17 protein-coding genes and 1 tRNA gene are annotated in these 23,778 nt (G+C 68.2%); 15 read left to right on the forward strand and 3 right to left on the reverse strand.

Going from position 1 to position 23,778, the window contains the following annotated elements; genetic code table 11:
• Positions 1–165: 165 nt before the first annotated feature.
• The gene (locus ACFVXJ_RS16065; protein WP_389662310.1) at positions 166–1,221 is read left to right on the forward strand and encodes a UDP-N-acetylmuramate dehydrogenase; all 1,056 of its coding nucleotides are present in this window, start codon (positions 166–168) and stop codon (positions 1,219–1,221) included.
• Positions 1,222–1,236: 15 nt separating this feature from the next.
• Positions 1,237–1,653, forward strand: coding sequence for a hypothetical protein (locus ACFVXJ_RS16070; protein WP_389662311.1), 417 nt, complete (start codon positions 1,237–1,239; stop codon positions 1,651–1,653).
• Here ACFVXJ_RS16070 and ACFVXJ_RS16075 read toward each other — a convergent pair.
• Both ACFVXJ_RS16075 and ACFVXJ_RS16080 read right to left on the reverse strand, forming a co-directional pair.
• Positions 1,643–2,662, reverse strand: a complete 1,020-nt coding sequence (locus ACFVXJ_RS16075) for an adenosine deaminase (RefSeq protein WP_389662312.1) — start codon at positions 2,660–2,662, stop codon at positions 1,643–1,645. The genes ACFVXJ_RS16070 and ACFVXJ_RS16075 overlap by 11 nt on opposite strands.
• Positions 2,663–2,898: 236 nt before the next feature.
• Entirely contained in the window at positions 2,899–4,125 is a 1,227-nt protein-coding gene (locus tag ACFVXJ_RS16080; protein WP_389662313.1) for a pyridoxal phosphate-dependent aminotransferase, read from the reverse strand.
• A gap of 201 nt (positions 4,126–4,326) precedes the next feature.
• Between ACFVXJ_RS16080 and ACFVXJ_RS16085 the strand changes: the two genes are divergently transcribed.
• From ACFVXJ_RS16085 to ACFVXJ_RS16130, 10 genes are all read left to right on the forward strand, one after another.
• Positions 4,327–4,399, forward strand: a tRNA-Trp gene (locus tag ACFVXJ_RS16085).
• A 105-nt stretch (positions 4,400–4,504) separates the two neighbouring features.
• Positions 4,505–4,786 (forward strand): preprotein translocase subunit SecE, encoded by a 282-nt coding sequence (secE, locus tag ACFVXJ_RS16090; RefSeq protein ID WP_389662314.1) that lies wholly within the window; start codon positions 4,505–4,507, stop codon positions 4,784–4,786.
• Between the two features lie 84 nt (positions 4,787–4,870).
• Positions 4,871–5,824: a transcription termination/antitermination protein NusG gene (gene nusG / locus ACFVXJ_RS16095; RefSeq protein WP_389662315.1), complete on the forward strand. Its 954-nt coding sequence runs from the start codon at positions 4,871–4,873 to the stop codon at positions 5,822–5,824.
• Between the two features lie 165 nt (positions 5,825–5,989).
• Positions 5,990–6,424 carry a 50S ribosomal protein L11 gene (gene rplK / locus ACFVXJ_RS16100; protein ID WP_190182990.1) on the forward strand — a complete coding sequence of 145 codons (435 nt, stop codon included), beginning with the start codon at positions 5,990–5,992 and terminating at the stop codon, positions 6,422–6,424.
• Positions 6,425–6,511: 87 nt separating this feature from the next.
• Positions 6,512–7,240: a 50S ribosomal protein L1 gene (gene rplA / locus ACFVXJ_RS16105; protein ID WP_030154662.1), complete on the forward strand. Its 729-nt coding sequence runs from the start codon at positions 6,512–6,514 to the stop codon at positions 7,238–7,240.
• A 177-nt stretch (positions 7,241–7,417) separates the two neighbouring features.
• On the forward strand, positions 7,418–8,293 hold the full coding sequence (locus ACFVXJ_RS16110) for an LppX_LprAFG lipoprotein (RefSeq protein ID WP_389662316.1): 876 nt from the start codon (positions 7,418–7,420) through the stop codon (positions 8,291–8,293).
• Between the two features lie 272 nt (positions 8,294–8,565).
• Positions 8,566–9,096, forward strand: a complete 531-nt coding sequence (gene rplJ, locus ACFVXJ_RS16115; protein WP_030710304.1) for a 50S ribosomal protein L10 — start codon at positions 8,566–8,568, stop codon at positions 9,094–9,096.
• A gap of 110 nt (positions 9,097–9,206) precedes the next feature.
• Positions 9,207–9,590, forward strand: a complete 384-nt coding sequence (gene rplL / locus ACFVXJ_RS16120) for a 50S ribosomal protein L7/L12 (RefSeq protein WP_389662317.1) — start codon at positions 9,207–9,209, stop codon at positions 9,588–9,590.
• Between the two features lie 622 nt (positions 9,591–10,212).
• Complete coding sequence (rpoB, locus tag ACFVXJ_RS16125) at positions 10,213–13,695, forward strand: DNA-directed RNA polymerase subunit beta (protein WP_389662318.1); 3,483 nt, start codon at positions 10,213–10,215, stop codon at positions 13,693–13,695.
• 97 nt (positions 13,696–13,792) lie between these two features.
• Positions 13,793–17,692, forward strand: a complete 3,900-nt coding sequence (locus ACFVXJ_RS16130; protein WP_389662319.1) for a DNA-directed RNA polymerase subunit beta' — start codon at positions 13,793–13,795, stop codon at positions 17,690–17,692.
• 131 nt (positions 17,693–17,823) lie between these two features.
• Here the strand turns inward: ACFVXJ_RS16130 and ACFVXJ_RS16135 are convergent, their stop codons facing one another.
• On the reverse strand, positions 17,824–20,274 hold the full coding sequence (locus tag ACFVXJ_RS16135; RefSeq protein ID WP_389662462.1) for a YfhO family protein: 2,451 nt from the start codon (positions 20,272–20,274) through the stop codon (positions 17,824–17,826).
• A 443-nt stretch (positions 20,275–20,717) separates the two neighbouring features.
• Here ACFVXJ_RS16135 and rpsL point away from each other — a divergent pair, with 443 nt between their 5' ends.
• The 3 genes from rpsL to fusA are packed head-to-tail and all read left to right on the forward strand — an operon-like array spanning position 20,718 to position 23,728.
• Entirely contained in the window at positions 20,718–21,089 is a 372-nt protein-coding gene (rpsL, locus tag ACFVXJ_RS16140) for a 30S ribosomal protein S12 (RefSeq protein ID WP_007265893.1), read from the forward strand.
• A gap of 2 nt (positions 21,090–21,091) precedes the next feature.
• A complete protein-coding gene (rpsG, locus tag ACFVXJ_RS16145; protein WP_007265894.1) occupies positions 21,092–21,562 on the forward strand; it encodes a 30S ribosomal protein S7 in 471 nt (156 codons plus the stop codon).
• Between the two features lie 39 nt (positions 21,563–21,601).
• Positions 21,602–23,728 (forward strand): elongation factor G, encoded by a 2,127-nt coding sequence (fusA, locus tag ACFVXJ_RS16150; protein WP_136213221.1) that lies wholly within the window; start codon positions 21,602–21,604, stop codon positions 23,726–23,728.
• The last annotated feature ends 50 nt before the right edge of the window (positions 23,729–23,778 follow it).

Raw genomic sequence — 23,778 nt, forward strand, 5'->3', positions numbered from 1 at the left:
CCGGCGGCCCCCCGCCCGCGCCCCGCCGCGCGCGCCGGCGGCCCCGGCCCCCCCCCCCCCCCCACGGCCGCCCACCGGCCCGTCGAAACGGCCGCCGCGCCCGCCATCGAGTCACGGTCCGTGCCCCGCGAGGATGCGAGGGGTGCGGACCGTACTCTTGTCCCCGTGCAGGAACTCCACGACGCCCCCCTCGCCCCGCTGACCACCTTCCGGCTCGGCGGCCCCGCCGCCCGGCTGGTCACCGCGACCACCGACGCCGAGGTCATCGACGCCGTCCGCGCAGCGGACGCCACCGGTACCCCGCTGCTCGTCATCGGCGGCGGCAGCAACCTCGTCATCGGCGACCGGGGCTTCGACGGCACCGCCCTGCGCATCGCCACCACCGGCTTCCACCTCGACGGGACCCGCCTGGAGCTCGCCGCGGGCGAGAACTGGAGCGACGCGGTCGCCCGCACCGTCGACGCCGGCCTCGCCGGGATCGAGTGCCTCGCCGGCATCCCCGGCTCCGCCGGTGCCACGCCGATCCAGAACGTCGGGGCGTACGGCCAGGAGGTCTGCGACACCATCACGGAGGTCGTCGCATACGACCGCAGCAGCGGCGAAACGGTCACCCTCAGCGCCGCCGAGTGCGACTTCCGGTACCGCAACAGCACCTTCAAGGACCAGCCCGACCGCTACGTCGTCCTGCGCGTCCGCTTCGCCCTCGAAGACGCCGGCGGGCTCTCCGCCCCCATCAAGTACCCCGAGACCGCCCGCGCCCTCGGCGTCGAGGCCGGGGACCGCGTCCCGGCCGCCGTCGCCCGCGAGACCGTACTGCGCCTGCGCGCCGGCAAGGGCATGGTCCTCGACCCGGCCGACCACGACACCTGGTCCGCGGGCTCCTTCTTCCACAACCCGATCCTGACCGACGAGGCGTACGCCGCCTTCCTCGCCCGCGTCCAGGACCGCCTCGGCGCCGAGACCACCCCGCCCGCGTACCCCGCCGGCGACGGCCGTACGAAGACCAGCGCCGCCTGGCTGATCGACAAGGCCGGCTTCACCAAGGGCTACGGCACCGGCCCCGCGCGCATCTCCACCAAGCACACCCTCGCCCTCACCAACCGCGGCGAGGCCACCACCGAGGACCTCCTCGCCCTGGCCCGCGAGGTCGTCGCGGGCGTCCACGAGGCGTTCGGCGTCACCCTGGTCAACGAACCGGTGACGGTCGGCGTCAGCATCTGAGGAGCACCGGCCGCCATGCGATGTCCCCTGCACGGGGCCGGTACGGACCCCACCCGGCTGGTGGGCCGCGCGATCAAGGCCGTCGTCGCGTCCTGGCACGTCTACGAGGGAGAACGCTCCGAGGCGCCGCTCGACGTCTGGCTCCTCGACAGCGAGGGCGAGTCCACCCGCATCACCACCGGCTCCGACCAGTGCCTCATCGTCGAGTCCGAGATCCCGCACCAGCCGTACGACATGGGCGAGTGGGGCCGGATCGAGGTCGGTGAGGACCTCGGCGACCACCCCTTCCTGCGCCACCTCGGCGAAACCGTGGCCACCGTCGCCGAGTACGCCGCCCCCGAGACGGGCCGCACCCACCTGGAGATCGGCTTCGCCGACGGCGACCGGGTGCGCGCCGACTGCTACGAAGGGGACCTGCGGCTCACCCGGTGAGCCAGTGGTCGATCCCGTCCAGCAGCTCCGCCTGTACCTCCTTGGGCGCCGCGGAGCCGCGGACCGACTGCCGGGCCAGCTCGGCCAGTTCCTCGTCCGTGAAGGCGTGGTGGCGGCGCGCGATCTCGTACTGGGCCGCCAGGCGGGACCCGAACAACAGCGGGTCGTCCGCGCCCAGCGCCATCGGCACCCCCGCCTCGAAGAGCGTGCGCAGCGGCACGTCCTCGGGCCGTTCGTACACCCCGAGGGCCACGTTGGAGGCGGGGCACACCTCACAGGTGATCTGCCGGTCCGAGAGCCGCTTGAGCAGTCGGGGGTCCTCGGCGGCCCGGACGCCGTGCCCGACGCGGACGGCGTGCAGGTCGTCGAGGCAGTCCCGCACGGAGGCCGGGCCCGTCAGCTCACCGCCGTGCGGGGCGGCCAGCAGGCCGCCCTCGCGGGCGATGGCGAAGGCCCGGTCGAAGTCCCGGGCCATGCCGCGGCGCTCGTCGTTGGACAGCCCGAACCCGACGACGCCGCGATCGGCGTAGCGGACGGCGAGGCGGGCCAGGGTGCGGGCGTCGAGGGGGTGCTTCATGCGGTTGGCGGCGATGATGACGCGCATCCCCAGGCCGGTGTCGCGGGAGGCGGCGTCGACGGCGTCGAGGATGATCTCGACGGCGGGGATCATGCCGCCCAGCAGGGGGGCGTAGGAGGTGGGGTCCACCTGGATCTCCAGCCAGCCGGAGCCGTCCCGGACGTCCTCCTCGGCGGCCTCGCGGACCAGGCGGCGGATGTCGTCGGGCTCGCGGAGGCAGGAGCGGGCGGCGTCGTAGAGCCGCTGGAAGCGGAACCAACCGCGCTCGTCGGTGGCGCGCAGCTTGGGCGGCTCGCCGGCGGTCAGGGCGTCGGGCAGGCGCACGCCGTACTTGTCGGCGAGCTCCAGCAGGGTGGACGGCCGCATCGAACCCGTGAAGTGCAGGTGCAGGTGGGCTTTCGGCAGAAGCGTGAGATCGCGTACGTGCTCCATCCGGTGATCCTGCCGTACCGCTGCGCTCGGCGGGAGGGGGTTTTGCCGATCGGGGGCTTGCTCGAACGCGCGGGCGGGCCGGTTTCCGCCGCCCGGGCCCTACCCGGGCTCCGCCCGGACCCGCGCCTCAATCGCCGGCGGGGCTTGATTCGGGGCGGTGCCGCCGGGAATGGCTGAGCGGTGGCGCCCGGGTGGGGCGTCACCGCTCAGGGTGGATCAGGGGGACCGCCGGAGGCTTACGCCTTGGCTTCCGCCAGGAGGTTCTGGATGCGGGTCACGCCCTCCACCAGGTCCTCGTCGCCCAGGGCGTACGAGAGGCGCAGGTAGCCCGGGGTGCCGAAGGCCTCGCCCGGGACGACCGCGACCTCGGCCTCGTCCAGGATCAGGGCCGCCAGCTCGACCGAGGACTGCGGGCGCTTGCCGCGGATCTCCTTGCCGAGGAGCTCCTTCACCGACGGGTACGCGTAGAACGCGCCCTCGGGGGTCGGGCAGAAGACGCCGTCGATCTCGTTCAGCATCTTGACCATGGTCTGGCGGCGGCGGTCGAACGCCTTCCGCATCTCCGCGACCGCGTCGAGGTTGCCCGAGACGGCGGCCAGCGCGGCGACCTGCGCCACGTTGGACACGTTGGAGGTGGCGTGCGACTGCAGGTTGGTCGCGGCCTTGATGACGTCCTTCGGCGCGATGACCCAGCCCACCCGCCAGCCGGTCATCGCGTACGTCTTGGCGACGCCGTTCACGATGATGCACTTGTCGCGCAGGGCCGGGACCAGCACCGGGAGCGAGGTGAACTTCGCGTCGCCGTAGATCAGGTGCTCGTAGATCTCGTCGGTGAGCACCCACAAGCCGTGCTCCGCCGCCCACTCGCCGATGGCGCGGGCGTCGTCCTCGCCGTAGACGGCACCGGTCGGGTTCGAGGGGGAGACGAACAGGACGACCTTGGTGCGGTCGGTGCGCGCGGCCTCCAACTGCTCGACGGAGACCCGGTAGCCGGTGGTCTCGTCGGCGACGACCTCCACCGGGACACCGCCCGCGAGCCGGATCGACTCCGGGTACGTGGTCCAGTACGGGGCCGGGACGATGACCTCGTCGCCCGGGTCGAGGATCGCGGCGAACGCCTCGTAGATGGCCTGCTTGCCGCCGTTGGTCACCAGGACCTGGGAGGCGTCGACCTCGTAGCCGGAGTCGCGCAGCGTCTTCGCGGCGATCGCGTTCTTGAGCTCGGGCAGCCCGCCGGCCGGCGTGTAGCGGTGGTACTTGGGGTTGCGGCAGGCCTCGACCGCCGCCTCGACGATGTAGTCCGGGGTCGGGAAGTCGGGCTCGCCCGCGCCGAAGCCGATCACCGGGCGCCCGGCGGCCTTGAGGGCCTTGGCCTTGGCGTCGACGGCGAGGGTGGCGGACTCGGAGATGGCGCCGATACGGGCGGACACCCGGCGCTCGGAGGAAGGCGTTGCAGAGGTCATGTGGCAATCGTCCCAGACCGCAAACGACGGCCGCACACCGTTTCACTGAGCGGACGCGGAAGATCCGGATGTGCCCCCGGTGGCTTCTGTTCGACGTCAGGGCCCGGACCACGTACACTCACCTGTCGTTGGTCCTCGCCGACCGCCCCAGAGCGTGAGCACTCCGTGCACTCGTCCGGATGCGGTAGGTTGGGAACGCAAAGGGTCGTAGCTCAATTGGTAGAGCACTGGTCTCCAAAACCAGCGGTTGGGGGTTCGAGTCCCTCCGGCCCTGCTCCACACTCCTTCTCGGACGTGTGCGCAGGTACGTACTTCGATGCAACGCCGTGCGGCGCAACCGGGCGCGGCTACGGCCACGACCCGGATTCAGGTGAGAGACGTGACGGACGCCCTGGGCTCCATCGACATGCCTGACGCCGAGGACGACACCCGCGAGAAGAAGTCCCGCAAGGGCGGCAAGCGCGGCAAGAAGGGTCCTCTGGGCCGGCTCGCGCTGTTCTACCGCCAGATCGTCGCGGAGCTCCGCAAGGTTGTCTGGCCGACTCGCAACCAGCTCACGACGTACACCACTGTGGTGATTGTCTTCGTCGTCATCATGATCGGTCTGGTGACCGTGATTGACTATGGGTTCCAGCAGGCCATCAAGTTCGTCTTCGGCTGATCCCCGCGGAGGGCGGCGCCTTGATGGGTGCCGCCCGTTTTCGCATGTTCGACCACCTTTTGTATCCAGGAAGAAGCAGCCACCGTGTCTGACCCGAACCTGAACGCGAGCCACGACTCCGTCGAGTCCGTCGAGGACGAGCTCGACATCGTCGAGGCGGCGGACGCGGACCTCGATGAGGCCGAGGCCGCCGACGCCGAAGCGGGTGCCGCTGCCGAGGAAGCCGCGCTGCACGTCGAGTCCGACGATGCTGCCGCCGACGAAGCGGAAGCCGACGCCGACGCTGCCGACGTCGATGCTGCCGACGCCGCCGAGGTGGAGTCCGAGGACGTCGAGTCCGACGACGCCGCCGACGATGACGACGCCGTGGAAGCCGCGGAGGACGCCGCCGAGGCCGAGGCCGAAGAGCCCGCCGAGCCGGTCGACCCCATCGAGGCGCTGCGCGAGGAACTCCGCCGGTTGCCCGGCGAGTGGTACGTGATCCACACCTACGCGGGCTACGAGAAGCGCGTGAAAGCCAACCTGGAGCAGCGCGCCGTCTCGCTGAACGTCGAGGAGTTCATCTACCAGGCCGAGGTGCCCGAGGAAGAGATCGTCCAGATCAAGAACGGCGAGCGCAAGAACGTCCGGCAGAACAAGCTGCCCGGTTACGTTCTCGTCCGCATGGATCTGACGAACGAGTCCTGGGGCGTCGTCCGCAACACCCCGGGTGTCACCGGCTTCGTCGGCAACGCCTACGACCCGTACCCGCTGACCCTGGACGAGATCGTCAAGATGCTCGCCCCGGAGGCGCAGGAGAAGGCCGCCAAGGCCGCCGCGGAAGAGGCCGGTCTGCCCGCGCCCGCCGTCAAGCGTCAGATCGAGGTCCTCGACTTCGAGGTCGGCGACTCGGTCACCGTCACCGACGGTCCGTTCGCGACGCTCCAGGCGACGATCAACGAGATCAACCCGGACTCCAAGAAGGTCAAGGGCCTCGTCGAGATCTTCGGTCGCGAGACCCCGGTCGAGCTGAGCTTCGACCAGATCCAGAAGAACTGATCTTCTGGTCCCACGCTTCCGAACAGGTCAGAACGCCCCGTAAAGGGCGGTCTGACCTGCTCGGTTTTCAGCCCCGCACCGATACCCGTTATCGTGGTGCGGTATGCCTCCATCCGGATGACCGGATTGGCGGCGAAAAACTCTCACTAGGACCCGGAGAGAGCAATGCCTCCCAAGAAGAAGAAGGTCACGGGGCTTATCAAGCTCCAGATCAAGGCCGGTGCGGCCAACCCGGCTCCGCCGGTCGGCCCCGCGCTCGGTCAGCACGGCGTCAACATCATGGAGTTCTGCAAGGCCTACAACGCCGCGACCGAGTCGCAGCGTGGCATGGTCGTGCCGGTGGAGATCACGGTCTACGAGGACCGCTCCTTCACCTTCATCACCAAGACGCCGCCGGCCGCGCGCCTCATCCTGAAGAGCGCGGGCGTCGAGAAGGGCTCGGGCGAGCCGCACAAGACCAAGGTCGCGAAGCTCACGCGTGACCAGGTCCGCGAGATCGCCACGATCAAGCTTCCCGACCTGAACGCCAACGACCTCGACGCCGCCGAGAAGATCATCGCCGGCACCGCCCGTTCCATGGGCATCACGGTCGAAGGCTGATTCAGCCACCCCAGTTCCACCAGTGGTAGGGCCAAGCGCTGGCCCGCACCACGACTCCATGCCTGAAGCCGAAATACAGGAGCAGAAGTGAAGCGCAGCAAGACTCTCCGCGCTGCGGACGCCAAGGTCGACCGGGAGAAGCTGTACGCCCCGCTCGAGGCCGTCCGTCTCGCCAAGGAGACCTCCACGACCAAGTTCGACGCCACCGTCGAGGTCGCCTTCCGCCTGGGTGTCGACCCGCGCAAGGCCGACCAGATGGTCCGCGGCACCGTGAACCTCCCGCACGGCACCGGTAAGACCGCCCGGGTCCTGGTCTTCGCGACCGGTGACCGTGCTGCGGCCGCGGAAGCCGCCGGCGCCGACATCGTCGGCGACGACGAGCTGATCAACGAGATCGCCAAGGGCAACCGCCTGAACGAGTTCGACGCCGTTGTCGCCACGCCGGACCTCATGGGCAAGGTCGGCCGCCTCGGCCGCGTGCTCGGTCCCCGTGGCCTGATGCCGAACCCGAAGACCGGCACCGTCACCATGGACGTCGCCAAGGCTGTCACCGAGATCAAGGGTGGCAAGATCGAGTTCCGCGTCGACAAGCACTCGAACCTGCACTTCATCATCGGCAAGGTCTCCTTCACCGATGAGCAGCTGGTCGAGAACTACGGCGCCGCGCTGGACGAGATCCTTCGTCTGAAGCCGTCCGCCGCCAAGGGCCGCTACGTCAAGAAGGCCGCCCTCAGCACCACGATGGGCCCCGGCATCCAGCTGGACTCCAACCGCACCCGGAACCTCCTCGTCGAGGAAGACCCGGCCGCGGTCTGACCGGTCCGGTCCGAGCCTGACCGCGGTCACGGCTCACCGAGTGGCTGAACGGGCCCCTCGCTCCCTTCCCGGGAGCGGGGGGCCCGTTTCTCGTAGGGCCGGCACATCCGTGCGGACGATGTGGTGACCACCCAGTAAGGTCGCTGCTGATCGACCGCAGACAGGGGTGGGATGTCCATGAACACGTACCGCAAGAAGACCGTCGTCGCCGTCGCCGCGGCCGTACTGCTCGCCGGTGGGGCCACGGCGTGCGAGGGCGGCAAGAAGGACGGCGCCGCCGCGCCGAAGAGTGCGGCTAGCCCGTCCGCGCCGCCGAGCGCCCCGAAGCCGGCGCAGGGGGAGCCGGCCGCCTTCCTGGAGCAGGTGAAGAAGGGCTCCGAGCAGATCACCTCGCTGCGCTACACCATGTCCGGCAACGTGGCGGGCCAGTCGGTCGCCGGCGACGTGGCCATGCGCCTCAAGCCCGAGGTGGCCATGTCCATGAAGATGGCCTCCCCGGAGGAGGACGGCGGCACGGTCGACCTGCGTCTCATCGGCAACGTGATGTACATGGGCAGCGAGGGCAAGTTCCTCAAGCTCGACCTCAAGAGCGCCAGCCCGGACGCGGCGGCGCAGCTCGACGCGCTCGGCAAGGTCGGCCAGACCGGCGAGAACCCGGGTGACCAGGCGAATCAGCTGAGCGCGGCCAAGGACCTGAAGTCGCTCGGCGAGGAGACCATCGACGGGCAGAAGACCACGCACCTGACCGGCACTGTCGGCCTGGAGCAGATGAAGGCCGCCGCGGCCGCGGGTTCCCCGGAGGCCAAGGACCGCCAGGACAAGACCGTCAAGCAGCTCCAGGACCAGGGCGTCCGGAGCATGGTGATCGACATGTGGATCGACGCCACGAACCACACCAAGCAGGTGCGGACCCAGGCCCAGACCGCCAAGGGTCCGATGGACGTCACGATCAAGTTCACCGACTACAACCAGCCGGTCGAGGTCACCGCGCCGCCGGCCGACCAGGTCGTGGACATGGCCGACATGATGAAGGACGGCGGCGCCCAGGGCTGAGCCCGGGCCCGGTGGGCGGTCCGGGGGCGATTTGCCTCGGGTCGTGCGCTTCACGTACAGTTCCCCAGAAGCCAAAGACCGCTGGTCGTTGCCGTGCCCGCAAGGGTGCGGTGGCCGAAGGATCCGCTGGATGCGGACGACCCGCGTAGGTGACCGAGGAAGTTCCCGAGTCTCACGATTCGGTTGAGCTACGCCCTGGCGCCTGCGCCGGGGCGTTTTGCATGTAGCCCCTTCTGAGCGGTCCTCATCACCCGGAAGGAGGCCGACGCTCTATGGCAAGGCCCGACAAGGCTGCCGCGGTAGCCGAGCTCACGGACCAGTTCCAGAGCTCGAACGCCGCCGTGCTGACCGAGTACCGGGGTCTCACCGTCGCGCAGCTCAAGACGCTGCGTCGTTCGCTCGGTGAGAACGCCCAGTACGCCGTGGTGAAGAACACGCTGACCAAGATTGCGGCCAACCAGGCCGGGATCACCGCGCTGGACGAGCACTTCGCTGGTCCGACCGCGGTCGCCTTCATCACCGGTGACCCGGTGGAGTCGGCGAAGAGCCTGCGTGACTTCGCCAAGGACAACCCCAACCTCATCATCAAGGCGGGTGTCCTTGATGGTAAGGCGCTCACCGCCGATGAGATCAAGAAGCTTGCGGACCTCGAGTCCCGCGAGGTTCTGCTCAGCAAGCTGGCCGGCGCGTTCAAGGGCAAGCAGTCTCAGGCTGCCTCGCTCTTCCAGGCGCTGCCGTCGAAGTTCGTCCGCACCGCGGAAGCGCTTCGCGTCAAGCTCGCCGAGCAGGGCGGTGCCGAGTAATTCGGCTCGCGCACTGATCCACGCCGCCTAGCGCGTGGGTCGTAGCGGGCCGTTACGCCCGCCTCTCTATACATCCGGCACCTGCCGAATTAGTGGAAGGATCGCCCATCATGGCGAAGCTCTCTCAGGACGACCTCCTCGCCCAGTTCGAGGAGATGACCCTCATCGAGCTCTCCGAGTTCGTGAAGGCCTTCGAGGAGAAGTTCGACGTCACCGCCGCCGCGGCCGTCGCCGTTGCCGGCCCCGCCGGTGCGGGCCCGGTTGCCGAGGCCGAGGAGGAGAAGGACGAGTTCGACGTCATCCTCACCGGTGCGGGCGACAAGAAGATCCAGGTCATCAAGGTCGTGCGCGAGCTGACCTCCCTGGGTCTGAAGGAGGCCAAGGACCTCGTCGACGGCACCCCGAAGCCGGTCCTCGAGAAGGTCAACAAGGAGGCCGCTGACAAGGCCGCCGAGTCCCTCAAGGCTGCCGGCGCGGCTGTCGAGGTCAAGTAACACCTCTGAGGCCCTCTGGGGCCTCTTCAAAGGGCGGTCACCCGTAAGGGTGGTCGCCCTTTGGCGTACCCGGTGTGCCTGATTTGCCCTGCTCTCGTTGAGGAGTAGGGTGATCTTCGTCGTCCCGGACCGGGGTCCGGAGCTGATCCGCTCGGAGCAGGGGGCCTTGACGAACGGGCGGCGGCGCGCAATTCTCAGTCCCGTCGTGGGAGATCCGCCCGCACCGCTCCGGCCCGAGGCCACGGATCGGCGCTTGCGGATCTGCGGTTCGAGGCATGGATCGACTACGAAGAGGGCAGTACTGATACGCGCTCTGTTTACGAGCGCGGCAGGGTTGGGCACGGTGTTGGTTGAACACGGTGTTGGTTGATCGAGTGGGGAAGGGCCTGTTGCCGGTTTCCGGAAACCTGGTCTGGACATCAGTGAGCCAAGTGGCTACACTGACCCTTTGCGCTGCCTGTTAGCTGCCCCCTGCCCGTCGCCAGGGGCATGCCCACGCTCGAGCACACCTGACTGATCCGCCCTGACCTGGTCTTTCGGACCGGATTGAAAGCGTCTGTCTTCTGTGTCGGCTGGGACCGGTACGCGCGTAGTGAGTCCGAGCCCTCGGAAGGACCCCCTCTTGGCCGCCTCGCGCAACGCCTCGACCAATACGAACAACGGTGCCAGCACCGCCCCGCTGCGCATCTCCTTTGCAAAGATCAAGGAGCCCCTCGAGGTTCCGAACCTCCTGGCGCTGCAGACCGAGAGCTTTGACTGGCTGCTCGGCAACGCCGCTTGGAAGGCTCGCGTCGAGTCGGCTCTCGAGAGTGGACAGGACGTCCCCACCAAGTCCGGTCTTGAAGAGATCTTCGAGGAGATCTCGCCGATCGAGGACTTCTCCGGGTCGATGTCGCTGACTTTCCGCGACCACCGTTTCGAGCCGGCGAAGAACTCGGTCGACGAGTGCAAGGAGCGCGACTTCACGTACGCGGCGCCGCTCTTCGTTACCGCCGAGTTCACGAACAACGAGACCGGAGAGATCAAGTCTCAGACGGTCTTCATGGGCGACTTCCCGCTCATGACCAACAAGGGCACCTTCGTCATCAACGGCACCGAGCGTGTCGTGGTGTCGCAGCTCGTCCGTTCCCCCGGTGTCTACTTCGACTCCTCCATCGACAAGACGTCCGACAAGGACATCTTCTCCGCCAAGATCATCCCGTCCCGGGGTGCCTGGCTGGAGATGGAGGTCGACAAGCGCGACATGGTCGGTGTCCGCATCGACCGCAAGCGTAAGCAGTCCGTCACCGTCCTCCTCAAGGCACTCGGCTGGACCACCGAGCAGATCCTGGAGGAGTTCGGCGAGTACGAGTCCATGCGCGCCACCCTGGAGAAGGACCACACCCAGGGCCAGGACGACGCGCTGCTCGACATCTACCGCAAGCTGCGTCCGGGCGAGCCGCCGACGCGCGAGGCCGCTCAGACGCTGCTCGAGAACCTCTACTTCAACCCGAAGCGCTACGACCTCGCGAAGGTCGGCCGCTACAAGGTGAACAAGAAGCTCGGCGCCGACGAGCCGCTGGACGCCGGTGTGCTCACCACCGACGACATCATCGCGACGATCAAGTACCTCGTGAAGCTCCACGCGGGCGAGACCGAGACCACCGGTGAGTCGGGCCGTTCGATCGTCGTCGAGACCGACGACATCGACCACTTCGGCAACCGTCGTCTGCGCAACGTCGGCGAGCTCATCCAGAACCAGGTCCGTACGGGTCTGGCCCGGATGGAGCGCGTCGTCCGCGAGCGGATGACGACCCAGGACGTCGAGGCGATCACGCCGCAGACCCTGATCAACATCCGGCCGGTCGTCGCCTCCATCAAGGAGTTCTTCGGCACCAGCCAGCTGTCGCAGTTCATGGACCAGAACAACCCGCTGTCGGGCCTGACCCACAAGCGCCGCCTGTCGGCGCTGGGCCCCGGTGGTCTGTCCCGTGAGCGGGCCGGCTTCGAGGTCCGAGACGTCCACCCGTCGCACTACGGCCGCATGTGCCCGATCGAGACCCCCGAAGGCCCGAACATCGGTCTGATCGGCTCGCTCGCGTCCTACGGTCGCGTCAACGCGTTCGGTTTCGTCGAGACCCCGTACCGCAAGGTCGTCGACGGTGTCGTCACCGACGACGTCGACTACCTGACCGCCGACGAGGAAGACCGCTTCGTCATCGCCCAGGCCAACGCCGGCCTGAACGACGAGATGCGCTTCACCGAGAACCGCGTCCTGGTTCGCCGTCGTGGTGGCGAGATCGACTACATCGCCGGCGACGACGTCGACTACATGGACGTCTCCCCGCGCCAGATGGTGTCCGTCGCGACCGCGATGATCCCCTTCCTGGAGCACGACGACGCCAACCGCGCCCTCATGGGCGCGAACATGATGCGCCAGGCCGTTCCGCTCATCAAGGCGGAGGCGCCGCTCGTCGGCACCGGCATGGAGTACCGCTGCGCCGTCGACGCCGGTGACTCGATCAAGGCGGAGAAGGACGGTGTCGTCCAGGAGGTCTCGGCCGACTACATCACCGTCGCCAACGACGACGGCACGTACACCACGTACCGCGTCGCGAAGTTCTCCCGCTCGAACCAGGGCACCTCGGTCAACCAGAAGGTCATCGTCAACGAGGGCGACCGGATCGTCGAGGCCCAGGTCCTCGCCGACGGCCCGGCCACCGAAGAGGGCGAAATGGCCCTCGGCAAGAACCTGCTCGTCGCGTTCATGCCGTGGGAAGGCCACAACTACGAGGACGCGATCATCCTGTCGCAGCGCCTCGTGCAGGACGACGTCCTCTCCTCGATCCACATCGAGGAGCACGAGGTCGACGCCCGTGACACCAAGCTGGGCCCCGAGGAGATCACCCGGGACATCCCGAACGTCTCCGAGGAGGTCCTCGCCGACCTCGACGAGCGCGGCATCATCCGCATCGGTGCGGACGTCGTCGCCGGCGACATCCTGGTCGGCAAGGTCACGCCCAAGGGCGAGACCGAGCTGACGCCGGAGGAGCGCCTGCTCCGCGCGATCTTCGGTGAGAAGGCCCGTGAGGTGCGCGACACCTCGCTCAAGGTCCCGCACGGTGAGATCGGCAAGGTCATCGGTGTCCGCGTCTTCGACCGCGAGGAGGGCGACGAGCTTCCTCCGGGCGTGAACCAGCTGGTCCGCGTCTACGTCGCCCAGAAGCGCAAGATCACCGACGGCGACAAGCTCGCCGGCCGTCACGGCAACAAGGGTGTCATTTCCAAGATCCTTCCGATCGAGGACATGCCCTTCCTTGAGGACGGCACGCCGGTCGACATCATCCTGAACCCGCTGGGTGTCCCGTCCCGAATGAACCCGGGACAGGTCCTGGAGATCCACCTCGGCTGGCTCGCCAGCCGCGGCTGGGACGTCTCCGGCCTCGGGGAGGAGTGGGCCGAGCGCCTCAAGGCGATCGGCGCCGACCGCGTCGAGCCCGGCACCAACGTCGCCACCCCGGTGTTCGACGGTGCCCGCGAGGACGAGCTGGCCGGCCTGTTCGAGCACACCATCCCGAACCGCGACGGCGACCGTCTGGTCCTGCCGTCCGGCAAGGCGCGTCTGTTCGACGGCCGCTCCGGTGAGCCGTTCCCGGACCCGATCTCGATCGGGTACATGTACATCCTCAAGCTGCACCACCTGGTCGACGACAAGCTCCACGCCCGGTCGACCGGTCCGTACTCGATGATCACGCAGCAGCCGCTGGGTGGTAAGGCGCAGTTCGGTGGCCAGCGCTTCGGTGAGATGGAGGTGTGGGCGCTTGAGGCTTATGGCGCCGCTTACGCCCTCCAGGAGCTGTTGACCATCAAGTCCGACGACGTCACCGGCCGCGTGAAGGTCTACGAGGCCATCGTCAAGGGCGAGAACATCCCCGAGCCGGGCATTCCCGAGTCCTTCAAGGTGCTCATCAAGGAAATGCAGTCGCTCTGCCTCAACGTGGAGGTGCTGTCCTCGGACGGCATGTCCATCGAGATGCGCGACACCGACGAGGACGTCTTCCGCGCGGCGGAGGAGCTCGGTATCGACCTGTCCCGGCGTGAGCCGAGCAGCGTCGAAGAGGTCTGACGGGCCTGACGGGGGGCTCGCTCAAGAGCCCCCCGTCATCCCCGGGACCGTTCAGACCATGATTGAGACTCGACCCCGAAAGAGGGATTGACGCACAGTGCTCGACGTCAACTTCTTCGACGAGCTGCGGATCGGCCTTGCCACCGCGGACGACATCCGAACCTGGTCGCACGGCGAGGTCAAGAAGCCGGAGACCATCAACTACCGCACCCTCAAGCCCGAGAAGGACGGACTCTTCTGCGAGAAGATCTTCGGTCCGACCCGGGACTGGGAGTGCTACTGCGGCAAGTACAAGCGTGTCCGCTTCAAGGGCATCATCTGCGAGCGCTGTGGCGTTGAGGTCACGCGCGCCAAGGTGCGTCGTGAGCGGATGGGCCACATCGAGCTTGCCGCTCCCGTCACCCACATCTGGTACTTCAAGGGCGTCCCGTCGCGCCTGGGCTACCTGCTGGACCTCGCGCCGAAGGACCTCGAAAAGGTCATCTACTTCGCCGCGTACATGATCACGTTCGTGGACGACGAGCGCCGCACCCGCGACCTCCCGTCGCTTGAGGCCCACGTCTCCGTCGAGCGCCAGCAGATCGAGAACCGCCGTGACGCGGACCTCGAAGGCCGGGCCAAGAAGCTCGAGACCGACCTGGCCGAGCTTGAGGCCGAGGGCGCCAAGGCCGACGTGCGCCGCAAGGTGCGCGAAGGTGCCGAGCGCGAGATGAAGCAGCTGCGCGACCGTGCGCAGCGCGAGATCGACCGTCTGGACGAGGTCTGGTCCCGCTTCAAGAACCTCAAGGTCCAGGACCTCGAAGGCGACGAGCTGCTCTACCGCGAGCTGCGCGACCGCTTCGGTACCTACTTCGACGGTTCGATGGGTGCCGCGGCGCTGCAGAAGCGCCTGGAGTCCTTCGACCTGGAGGAGGAGGCCGAGCGCCTCCGCGAGATCATCCGTACCGGCAAGGGCCAGAAGAAGACCCGTGCGCTCAAGCGCCTCAAGGTCGTCTCCGCGTTCCTGCAGACCAGCAACAGCCCCAAGGGCATGGTGCTCGACTGCGTGCCGGTGATCCCGCCGGACCTGCGTCCGATGGTGCAGCTGGACGGTGGCCGCTTCGCGACCTCCGACCTGAACGACCTGTACCGCCGCGTGATCAACCGCAACAACCGTCTGAAGCGGCTGCTCGACCTCGGTGCCCCCGAGATCATCGTGAACAACGAGAAGCGGATGCTCCAGGAGGCGGTCGACGCCCTCTTCGACAACGGCCGTCGTGGTCGCCCGGTCACGGGCCCCGGCAACCGTCCGCTGAAGTCCCTGAGCGACATGCTCAAGGGCAAGCAGGGTCGATTCCGTCAGAACCTCCTCGGCAAGCGCGTGGACTACTCCGCGCGTTCCGTGATCGTCGTCGGTCCGCAGCTGAAGCTGCACCAGTGTGGTCTGCCCAAGGCCATGGCGCTGGAGCTCTTCAAGCCGTTCGTGATGAAGCGCCTGGTCGACCTGAACCACGCGCAGAACATCAAGTCGGCGAAGCGCATGGTCGAGCGCGGCCGTACGGTCGTGTACGACGTGCTCGAAGAGGTCATCGCCGAGCACCCGGTGCTGCTGAACCGTGCGCCCACGCTGCACCGTCTCGGCATCCAGGCCTTCGAGCCCCAGCTGGTCGAAGGCAAGGCCATCCAGATCCACCCGCTCGTCTGCACCGCCTTCAACGCGGACTTCGACGGTGACCAGATGGCCGTGCACCTGCCGCTCTCCGCGGAGGCGCAGGCCGAGGCCCGCATCCTGATGCTGTCCTCGAACAACATCCTCAAGCCGGCCGACGGCCGTCCGGTCACGATGCCGACCCAGGACATGGTCCTCGGTCTGTTCTTCCTGACCACCGACGGCGAGCTGCGTGACACCAAGGGCGAGGGCCGCGCGTTCGGCTCCACGGCCGAGGCGATCATGGCGTTCGACGCCGGCGAGCTCGCGCTCCAGTCGCAGGTCGACATCCGCTTCCCGGTGGGCACCATCCCGCCGCGCGGTTGGGTGGCGCCGGTCGCCGAGGAGGGTGAGCAGGAGTTCCAGCCGGGCGACAGCTTCCGGCTGCGGACGACCCTGGGCCGCGCGCTCTTCAACGAGCTGCTGCCCGAGGACTACCCGTTCGTCGACTACTCGGTGGGCAAGAAGCAGCTCTCCGAGATCGTCAACGACCTGGCGGAGCGCTACCCCAAGGTGATCGTGGCGGCGACGCTCGACAACCTGAAGGCGGCCGGTTTCCACTGGGCGACCCGTTCGGGCGTCACCGTGGCCATCTCCGACGTCGTCGTGCCCGAGGCCAAGAAGGCCATCGTCGCGGGCTACGAGGCGATGGACGAGAAGGTCCAGAAGCAGTACGAGCGCGGTCTGATCACCAAGGACGAGCGCACGCAGGAGCTCATCGCGATCTGGACCAAGGCGACCAACGAGGTTGCCGAGGCGATGAACGCGAACTTCCCCAAGACGAACCCCATCTTCATGATGGTTGACTCGGGTGCCCGAGGAAACATGATGCAGATGCGACAGATCGCCGGTATGCGTGGTCTGGTGTCGAACGCGAAGAACGAGACCATCCCGCGTCCGATCAAGGCGTCCTTCCGTGAGGGCCTCACCGTTCTGGAGTACTTCATCTCCACGCACGGTGCCCGTAAGGGTCTGGCGGACACCGCCCTGCGTACCGCCGACTCGGGTTACCTCACCCGTCGTCTGGTGGACGTCTCGCAGGACGTCATCATCCGCGAGGAGGACTGCGGCACCGAGCGCGGCCTCAAGCTCAAGATCGGTGTCAAGGACGAGGCCGGCGTTCTGCGCAAGGCCGACGACGTCGAGACCTCCGTGTACGCCCGCATGCTGGCCGAGGACGTCGTCATCGACGGCAAGGTCATCGCGCCGGCCAACGTGGACCTCGGTGACGTGCTCATCGACGCCCTCATCGCGAACGGCGTCGAGGAGGTCAAGACCCGCTCGGTCCTGACCTGCGAGTCCGCGGTCGGCACCTGTGCCTTCTGCTACGGCCGCTCGCTGGCCACCGGCAAGCTGGTCGACATCGGTGAGGCGGTCGGCATCATCGCCGCCCAGTCCATCGGTGAGCCCGGTACCCAGCTGACGATGCGTACCTTCCACACCGGTGGTGTGGCCGGTGACGACATCACGCAGGGTCTGCCGCGTGTCGTCGAGCTCTTCGAGGCCCGTACCCCGAAGGGTGTCGCCCCGATCTCCGAGGCCGCCGGCCGCGTGCGGATCGAGGAGACCGAGAAGACGAAGAAGATCGTCATCACGCCCGACGACGGCAGCGAGGAGACGGCGTTCCCGATCTCCAAGCGCGCCAAGGTCATCGTGCACGAGGGCGACCACGTCGAGGTGGGCCAGAAGCTCACCATGGGTGCCACCAACCCGCACGACGTGCTGCGCATCCTCGGTCAGCGTGCCGTCCAGGTCCACCTGGTCGGCGAAGTCCAGAAGGTCTACAACTCGCAGGGCGTGTCGATCCACGACAAGCACATCGAGATCATCATCCGGCAGATGCTGCGCCGCGTGACGATCATCGAGTCCGGCGACGCGGAGCTCCTGCCGGGCGAGCTGGTCGAGCGGTCGAAGTTCGAGACCGAGAACCGTCGTGTGGTCACCGAGGGCGGACACCCCGCCTCCGGCCGTCCGCAGCTGATGGGTATCACCAAGGCCTCGCTCGCCACCGAGTCGTGGCTGTCGGCGGCGTCCTTCCAGGAGACGACCAGGGTTCTGACGGACGCGGCGATCAACGCCAAGTCCGACTCCCTGATCGGCCTCAAGGAGAACGTCATCATCGGTAAGCTCATCCCGGCCGGTACGGGTCTGTCCCGCTACCGCAACATCCGGGTGGAGCCGACCGAGGAAGCGAAGGCCGCGATGTACTCGGCCGTCGGCTACGACGACATCGACTACTCGCCCTTCGGCACCGGCTCCGGCCAGGCTGTCCCGCTGGAGGACTACGACTACGGCCCGTACAACGGCTAAGGGTCGGATACGTCGAAGCCCCCCGCCGCTCCGAGAGGAGCGGCGGGGGGCTTCTTCGTGTTCCGGGGGTCCGGCCGGGCCCCCAGCCCCAGCCCCAGCCTCAGCCCGGGCCCGGTCCTGGGCCGGGGCCGTCAGTGACGGCGGCGGCGGGAGGCGACCGTGACGGAGGCCAGGGCCAGCAGGGCCAGGGTGGCGGCGGCGAGGCCGGGGGTGAGGCCCTTCGGGGTGAAGGTGCAGGAGACCTTCGTGGTGCCCGCGGGCACGGCGAGGGCGACCAGGCCGTGGAAGGGGCGGATCGGGGCGGAGCACTGCCAGCCCGGGACGGCGGTCATCGCGAAGACGGCGGTGCCCGCGGAGCCCTTCGGGAGGGTGGCTTCGATGGTGTGGCCGGCCGCGGAGACCCGCGTGGCGCCGGTGGTGGTGAGCCGGCGGACCGTCGAGTCGAGCGCCGGGCGGTCCAGGCAGCCGATGGGGTGGGCGCCGGCGGTGGCGTGCGCGGTGTGCGTGGCGACCGTGACGTCGAGGCGGCCCGAGGCGGGGACCGTGCCGAGGGGGACCACCCCGCTCATGCGGTCCTGGAGGGGGCGGGTGAGGGAGCCCTGGGAGAGCGTGCCGAAGAGCTCGGGGGAGTACCAGTAGGCGGCGGAGCCGGGGGCGCACTGGGCCGCGTACGTCTGGGCGGTGGCGGTGCCGCCGCGGGTGACCTGCGGGACCTGGTAGACGGTCGCGCCCAGGACGTTCTCCTGGCGGGCGTACACGCTGTCCGCCGGGTTGGGGGAGGCGTAGCCGCCGCCGCGCAGGGTGACCAGGGGCGGGGCGGGGAACGTCGCCGCGGTCCAAGTGTTCTTCGCGTCTCCCGGCCGTACCCGCGCGCCGATCGAGAAGATCGCGTCGAGGACCGGGTTGTCGGCGCCGAAGAAGGTCCGGCCGTCGTTCTTGAAGCCGTATCCCAGGGGCTCCAGGGCCTGGTACGTGGCCTCGGGGAGGTAGCTGCTGTAGTACTGCGGCCCCTCCGCGCGCAGGGCCAGGGCGTCGTTGTACGAGGTCTGGGGCGCGCCGGAGTCGGTCCGGTACGCGGGCCAGCCGTCGACCGCCCGGACCGCGTCGAAGTGCCGGCTGATCGACGCGTTGGAGGTGGCGGCGGGCGCCGCCCAGCGTTCGCGGGCCCGCCGGGTGTCGGCGTTGAGCGCGGCGGCGGTGGATTCCGCGAAGACGACGCCGACCATCAGCGCGGCCGCGATCGGGACGAGCCGGCGGCGCTTCTCGCCGAGGGAGAGCAGGACCAGCGCGAGCAGCGACAGGGCCCCGCCGCCGAGCACGGCCGGCCAGGTCCAGCCGCCGAAGTCGTCGGTGTGCCGCAGCACGAAGGTGGCCAGCACCAGCAGGGCGGCCGACAGCGCGAGGTGCGGCGGGCGCGGGCGGTGGGCGAGCGCCAGCCAGGCGGCGATCACCACCATGCCGCTGAACACGAAGGCCTCGCGGTACGGGTTGCCGTTCGGGACCGCCAGGCCGTGCCACACGTACTGGGTCGGCGGGAACTGGAACGAGGCGAGCACCAGCAGCGTCGCACCCGCCCACACCAGGCGGGTCTTGCGCGCGATCGTGGAGTTGAAGAGGAACGCGCCTGCCAGGATCAGCCCGAGGGAGGCCACGTACAGTCGCGGCCGGCCGCCCCACAGGTGCGTGGCGGGCAGCATCCCGGCGAGCAGGATCTCGATCCGGACCGGCTCGAAGGAGCCCGCCCGGGTGGGCTGCGCGGCGCCGCTGGACAGGAAGGACGGCAGGAGCAGGGGCAGGGTGAGGAAGACGCCCGTGACGGTGGCCGTGGCCGCCCGCCACACGGCGCGCAGCCGCTCGGACCCGCTCATCTCGCGCGTGGCCAGCCGGATCGCCAGGAGCACGCAGGCGGCCATCGTCGCCATCATCGCGGTGTAGAAGTTCCCGAACCAGGCGAGCGCGACGAACAGCGCGACACCGGGCCAGCGCCGCTGCTCCAGACACCACTCGACGGCGATGCCGAGCAGCGGCAGGGCCACCAGACCCCACAGCCACATCGGGATGTACGAGGCGTCGCTGAGCGCCCACCCGCACAGTCCGTACGTCGCTCCGAGGACCCCGCGCTGCCACCACGGGCCGGGGTGCAGCTTGCCGAGGTACACCGTCATCACGGCGGCCGCGGTGCCCATCGTCAGGGGGGTGACGACGAAGACGGCGAGGTCGACGTGGGCCCGGGGGACGAGGACGGCGAGCCAGGAGAACGGGTTGCCGAGGTAGGTGTAGTAGTCGGACAGAAACTGCTGCCCGAACCCCCCGCGCCAGCTGAACAGCAGGTCACCGGCGGCCTGCCCGTGCACCAGGTCCCACAGGGCGCGGTGGAAGGGCACGTACTGGTTGGCCTGGTCGTTGAGGGCGCGGCCGGTGTTCCCGAAGGGGAAGGTGCCGCGGGCCACCCAGGCCGCGCAGAACGCGCCCGAGGTGACGAGGAAGGCGAGCAGTGGGCCGCGCAGGCGGCCCAGGCGGCGCCGGGTCGAGGCGGGCCGCCGCCGGGCGGGAGCTTCCCGCGTGGTGGGCTCCGAGGCCACGGTTCCCAATGCGCTGCTCCCTGCTGATCGACTTCGCCGGTGGCGGTTTGTCCGGCTCGTCAGTCTAGGGCGGCGCGGGGAGCGCGCGGCCACGTACCACATGTGCGCGGGTTCCGCACATCAGAGCCCGTGCGGGGGTGGGCTCCGGGGCCCAATCCCGTGCCGCGTCTGGCCTGCTGGTCTGCGGGGGTGCGGGCCGCGCGGCGGGCGCCGGGCTTTTGTTTTGACCGGAGTGGATGGGATGGGTACGCTCAGACCTTGTGCCTGGGGTGTGCCTGGGCTCCCGTGCGTGTCCATCACCCGCATAAGAGCCGCATCAAGCCACCGCGATCCACGTGATCTCCGTTAGCGCGGAGCTCCACCGGATCCGACACACCCGACCGCGTGGGTCGGCAACGTTCCAGGTTAGCTTCACTACACGGCACACAGAAACCGGAGAAGTAGTGCCTACGATCCAGCAGCTGGTCCGTAAGGGCCGGCAGGACAAGGTCGAGAAGACAAAGACCCCCGCGCTTGAGGCTTCGCCCCAGCGTCGCGGCGTCTGCACGCGTGTGTTCACGACCACCCCGAAGAAGCCGAACTCGGCGCTCCGTAAGGTCGCGCGTGTGCGTCTGACCTCCGGCATCGAGGTCACCGCTTACATTCCGGGTGAGGGACACAACCTGCAGGAGCACTCGATCGTGCTCGTGCGTGGTGGCCGTGTGAAGGACCTGCCGGGTGTTCGTTACAAGATCATCCGCGGTGCGCTTGACACCCAGGCTGTCAAGAACCGCAAGCAGGCCCGCAGCCGCTACGGCGCCAAGAAGGAGAAGTAAGAATGCCTCGTAAGGGCCCCGCCCCGAAGCGCCCGGTCATCATCGACCCGGTCTACGCATCTCCTCTGGTGACGTCGCTCATCAACAAGATCCTCCTGAACGGCAAGCGCTCCACCGCCGAGCGCATCGTCTACGGCGCCATGGAAGGCCTCCGCGAGAAGACCGGCAACGACCCGGTCATCACGCTGAAGCGCGCGCTGGAGAACGTCAAGCCGTCCCTCGAGGTCAAGTCCCGCCGTGTCGGTGGCGCGACCTACCAGGTTCCGGTCGAGGTCAAGCCGGGTCGCCAGTCGACCCTCGCGCTGCGCTGGCTCGTGGGTTACTCCCGCGCCCGCCGTGAGAAGACCATGACCGAGCGCCTCATGAACGAGCTGCTCGACGCCTCCAACGGTCTTGGCGCTGCCGTCAAGAAGCGCGAGGACACGCACAAGATGGCCGAGTCCAACAAGGCCTTCGCGCACTACCGCTGGTAGTCCCACCCCACATCGAGACCGAGAGAAGACCGAAGCCTTATGGCTACCACTTCGCTTGACCTGGCCAAGGTCCGCAACATCGGGATCATGGCCCACATCGACGCGGGCAAGACGACCACCACCGAGCGCATCCTGTTCTACACCGGTGTGTCGTACAAGATCGGTGAGGTCCACGACGGCGCTGCCACGATGGACTGGATGGAGCAGGAGCAGGAGCGTGGTATCACCATCACGTCTGCCGCGACGACCTGCCACTGGCCTCTTGACGAGGTCGACCACACCATCAACATCATCGACACCCCGGGTCACGTCGACTTCACCGTAGAGGTGGAGCGTTCGCTCCGCGTCCTCGACGGTGCCGTCACCGTCTTCGACGGTGTCGCCGGTGTGGAGCCGCAGTCCGAGACGGTCTGGCGTCAGGCCGACCGTTACGGCGTGCCGCGCATCTGCTTCGTCAACAAGCTGGACCGTACCGGCGCCGAGTTCCACCGCTGCGTGGACATGATCGTGGACCGCCTCGGCGCGACCCCGATCGTCATGCAGCTGCCCATCGGCTCCGAGATGGACTTCCAGGGCGTTGTCGACCTGGTCCGCATGAAGGCTCTTGTCTGGTCCGCCGAGGCATCCAAGGGCGAGATGTACGACGTCGTCGACATCCCCGCCTCGCACACCGAGGCCGCCGAGGAATGGCGCGCCAAGCTGGTCGAGACGGTCGCCGAGAACGACGAGCAGATGATGGAACTGTTCCTGGAGGGCACCGAGCCCACCGAGGAGCAGCTCTACGCCGCCGTCCGTCGTATCACCATCGCGTCCGGCAAGGGCGGCGACACCACCGTCACCCCCGTGTTCTGCGGCACCGCGTTCAAGAACAAGGGCGTCCAGCCCCTGCTCGACGCCGTCGTGCGCTACCTGCCTTCCCCCCTGGACGTCGAGGCCATCGAGGGCCACGACGTCAAGGACGCGGAGGTCGTCGTCAAGCGCAAGCCGGCCGACTCCGAGCCGCTGTCGGCCCTCGCGTTCAAGATCGCGAGCGACCCGCACCTCGGTAAGCTCACCTTCGTCCGGATCTACTCCGGTCGCCTGGAGGCCGGCACCGCGGTGCTGAACTCCGTCAAGGGCAAGAAGGAGCGCATCGGCAAGATCTACCGCATGCACGCGAACAAGCGTGAGGAGATCGAGTCGGTGGGCGCCGGTGACATCGTCGCCGTCATGGGCCTGAAGCAGACCACCACCGGTGAGACGCTGTGCGACGAGAAGGCCCCGGTCATCCTGGAGTCCATGGACTTCCCGGCCCCGGTCATCCAGGTCGCCATCGAGCCCAAGTCCAAGGGTGACCAGGAGAAGCTGGGTGTCGCCATCCAGCGTCTCGCGGAGGAGGACCCCTCCTTCCAGGTTCACTCGGACGAGGAGACCGGCCAGACCATCATCGGTGGTATGGGCGAGCTTCACCTCGACATCCTCGTCGACCGCATGCGTCGCGAGTTCAAGGTCGAGGCGAACGTCGGCAAGCCGCAGGTGGCCTACCGCGAGACGATCCGCAAGTCCGTCGAGCGTCACGACTACACCCACAAGAAGCAGACCGGTGGTACCGGTCAGTTCGCCAAGGTGCAGATCGCGATCGAGCCCATCGAGGGCGGCGAGGCGGCTTACGAGTTCGTCAACAAGGTCACCGGTGGACGTATCCCGCGTGAGTACATCCCGTCGGTGGACGCCGGTGCCCAGGAAGCCATGAAGTTCGGCATCCTCGCCGGCTACGAGATGACTGGCGTCCGCGTCATTCTTCTCGACGGTGGTTACCACGAGGTCGACTCCTCCGAACTCGCGTTCAAGATCGCCGGTTCGCAGGCCTTCAAGGAGGCCGCGCGCAAGGCTTCTCCCGTGCTCCTTGAGCCGATGATGGCCGTTGAGGTCACCACGCCCGAGGACTACATGGGTGAGGTCATCGGCGACATCAACTCTCGTCGTGGCCAGATCCAGGCCATGGACGAGCGTCACGGTGCTCGCATCGTGAAGGGCCTCGTGCCGCTTTCGGAGATGTTCGGCTACGTCGGAGACCTCCGCAGCAAGACCTCGGGTCGCGCCAGCTACTCGATGCAGTTCGACTCCTACGCCGAGGTTCCCCGGAACGTCGCTGAGGAGATCATCGCGAAGGCCAAGGGCGAGTAACTCTTCGGAGTCCACGCTTTAGGCTTGTCACCGGTACCTCTGGGGCAACA

The sequence above is a fragment of the Streptomyces sp. NPDC058279 genome, from assembly GCF_042881255.1.
GTDB lineage: Bacteria > Actinomycetota > Actinomycetes > Streptomycetales > Streptomycetaceae > Streptomyces.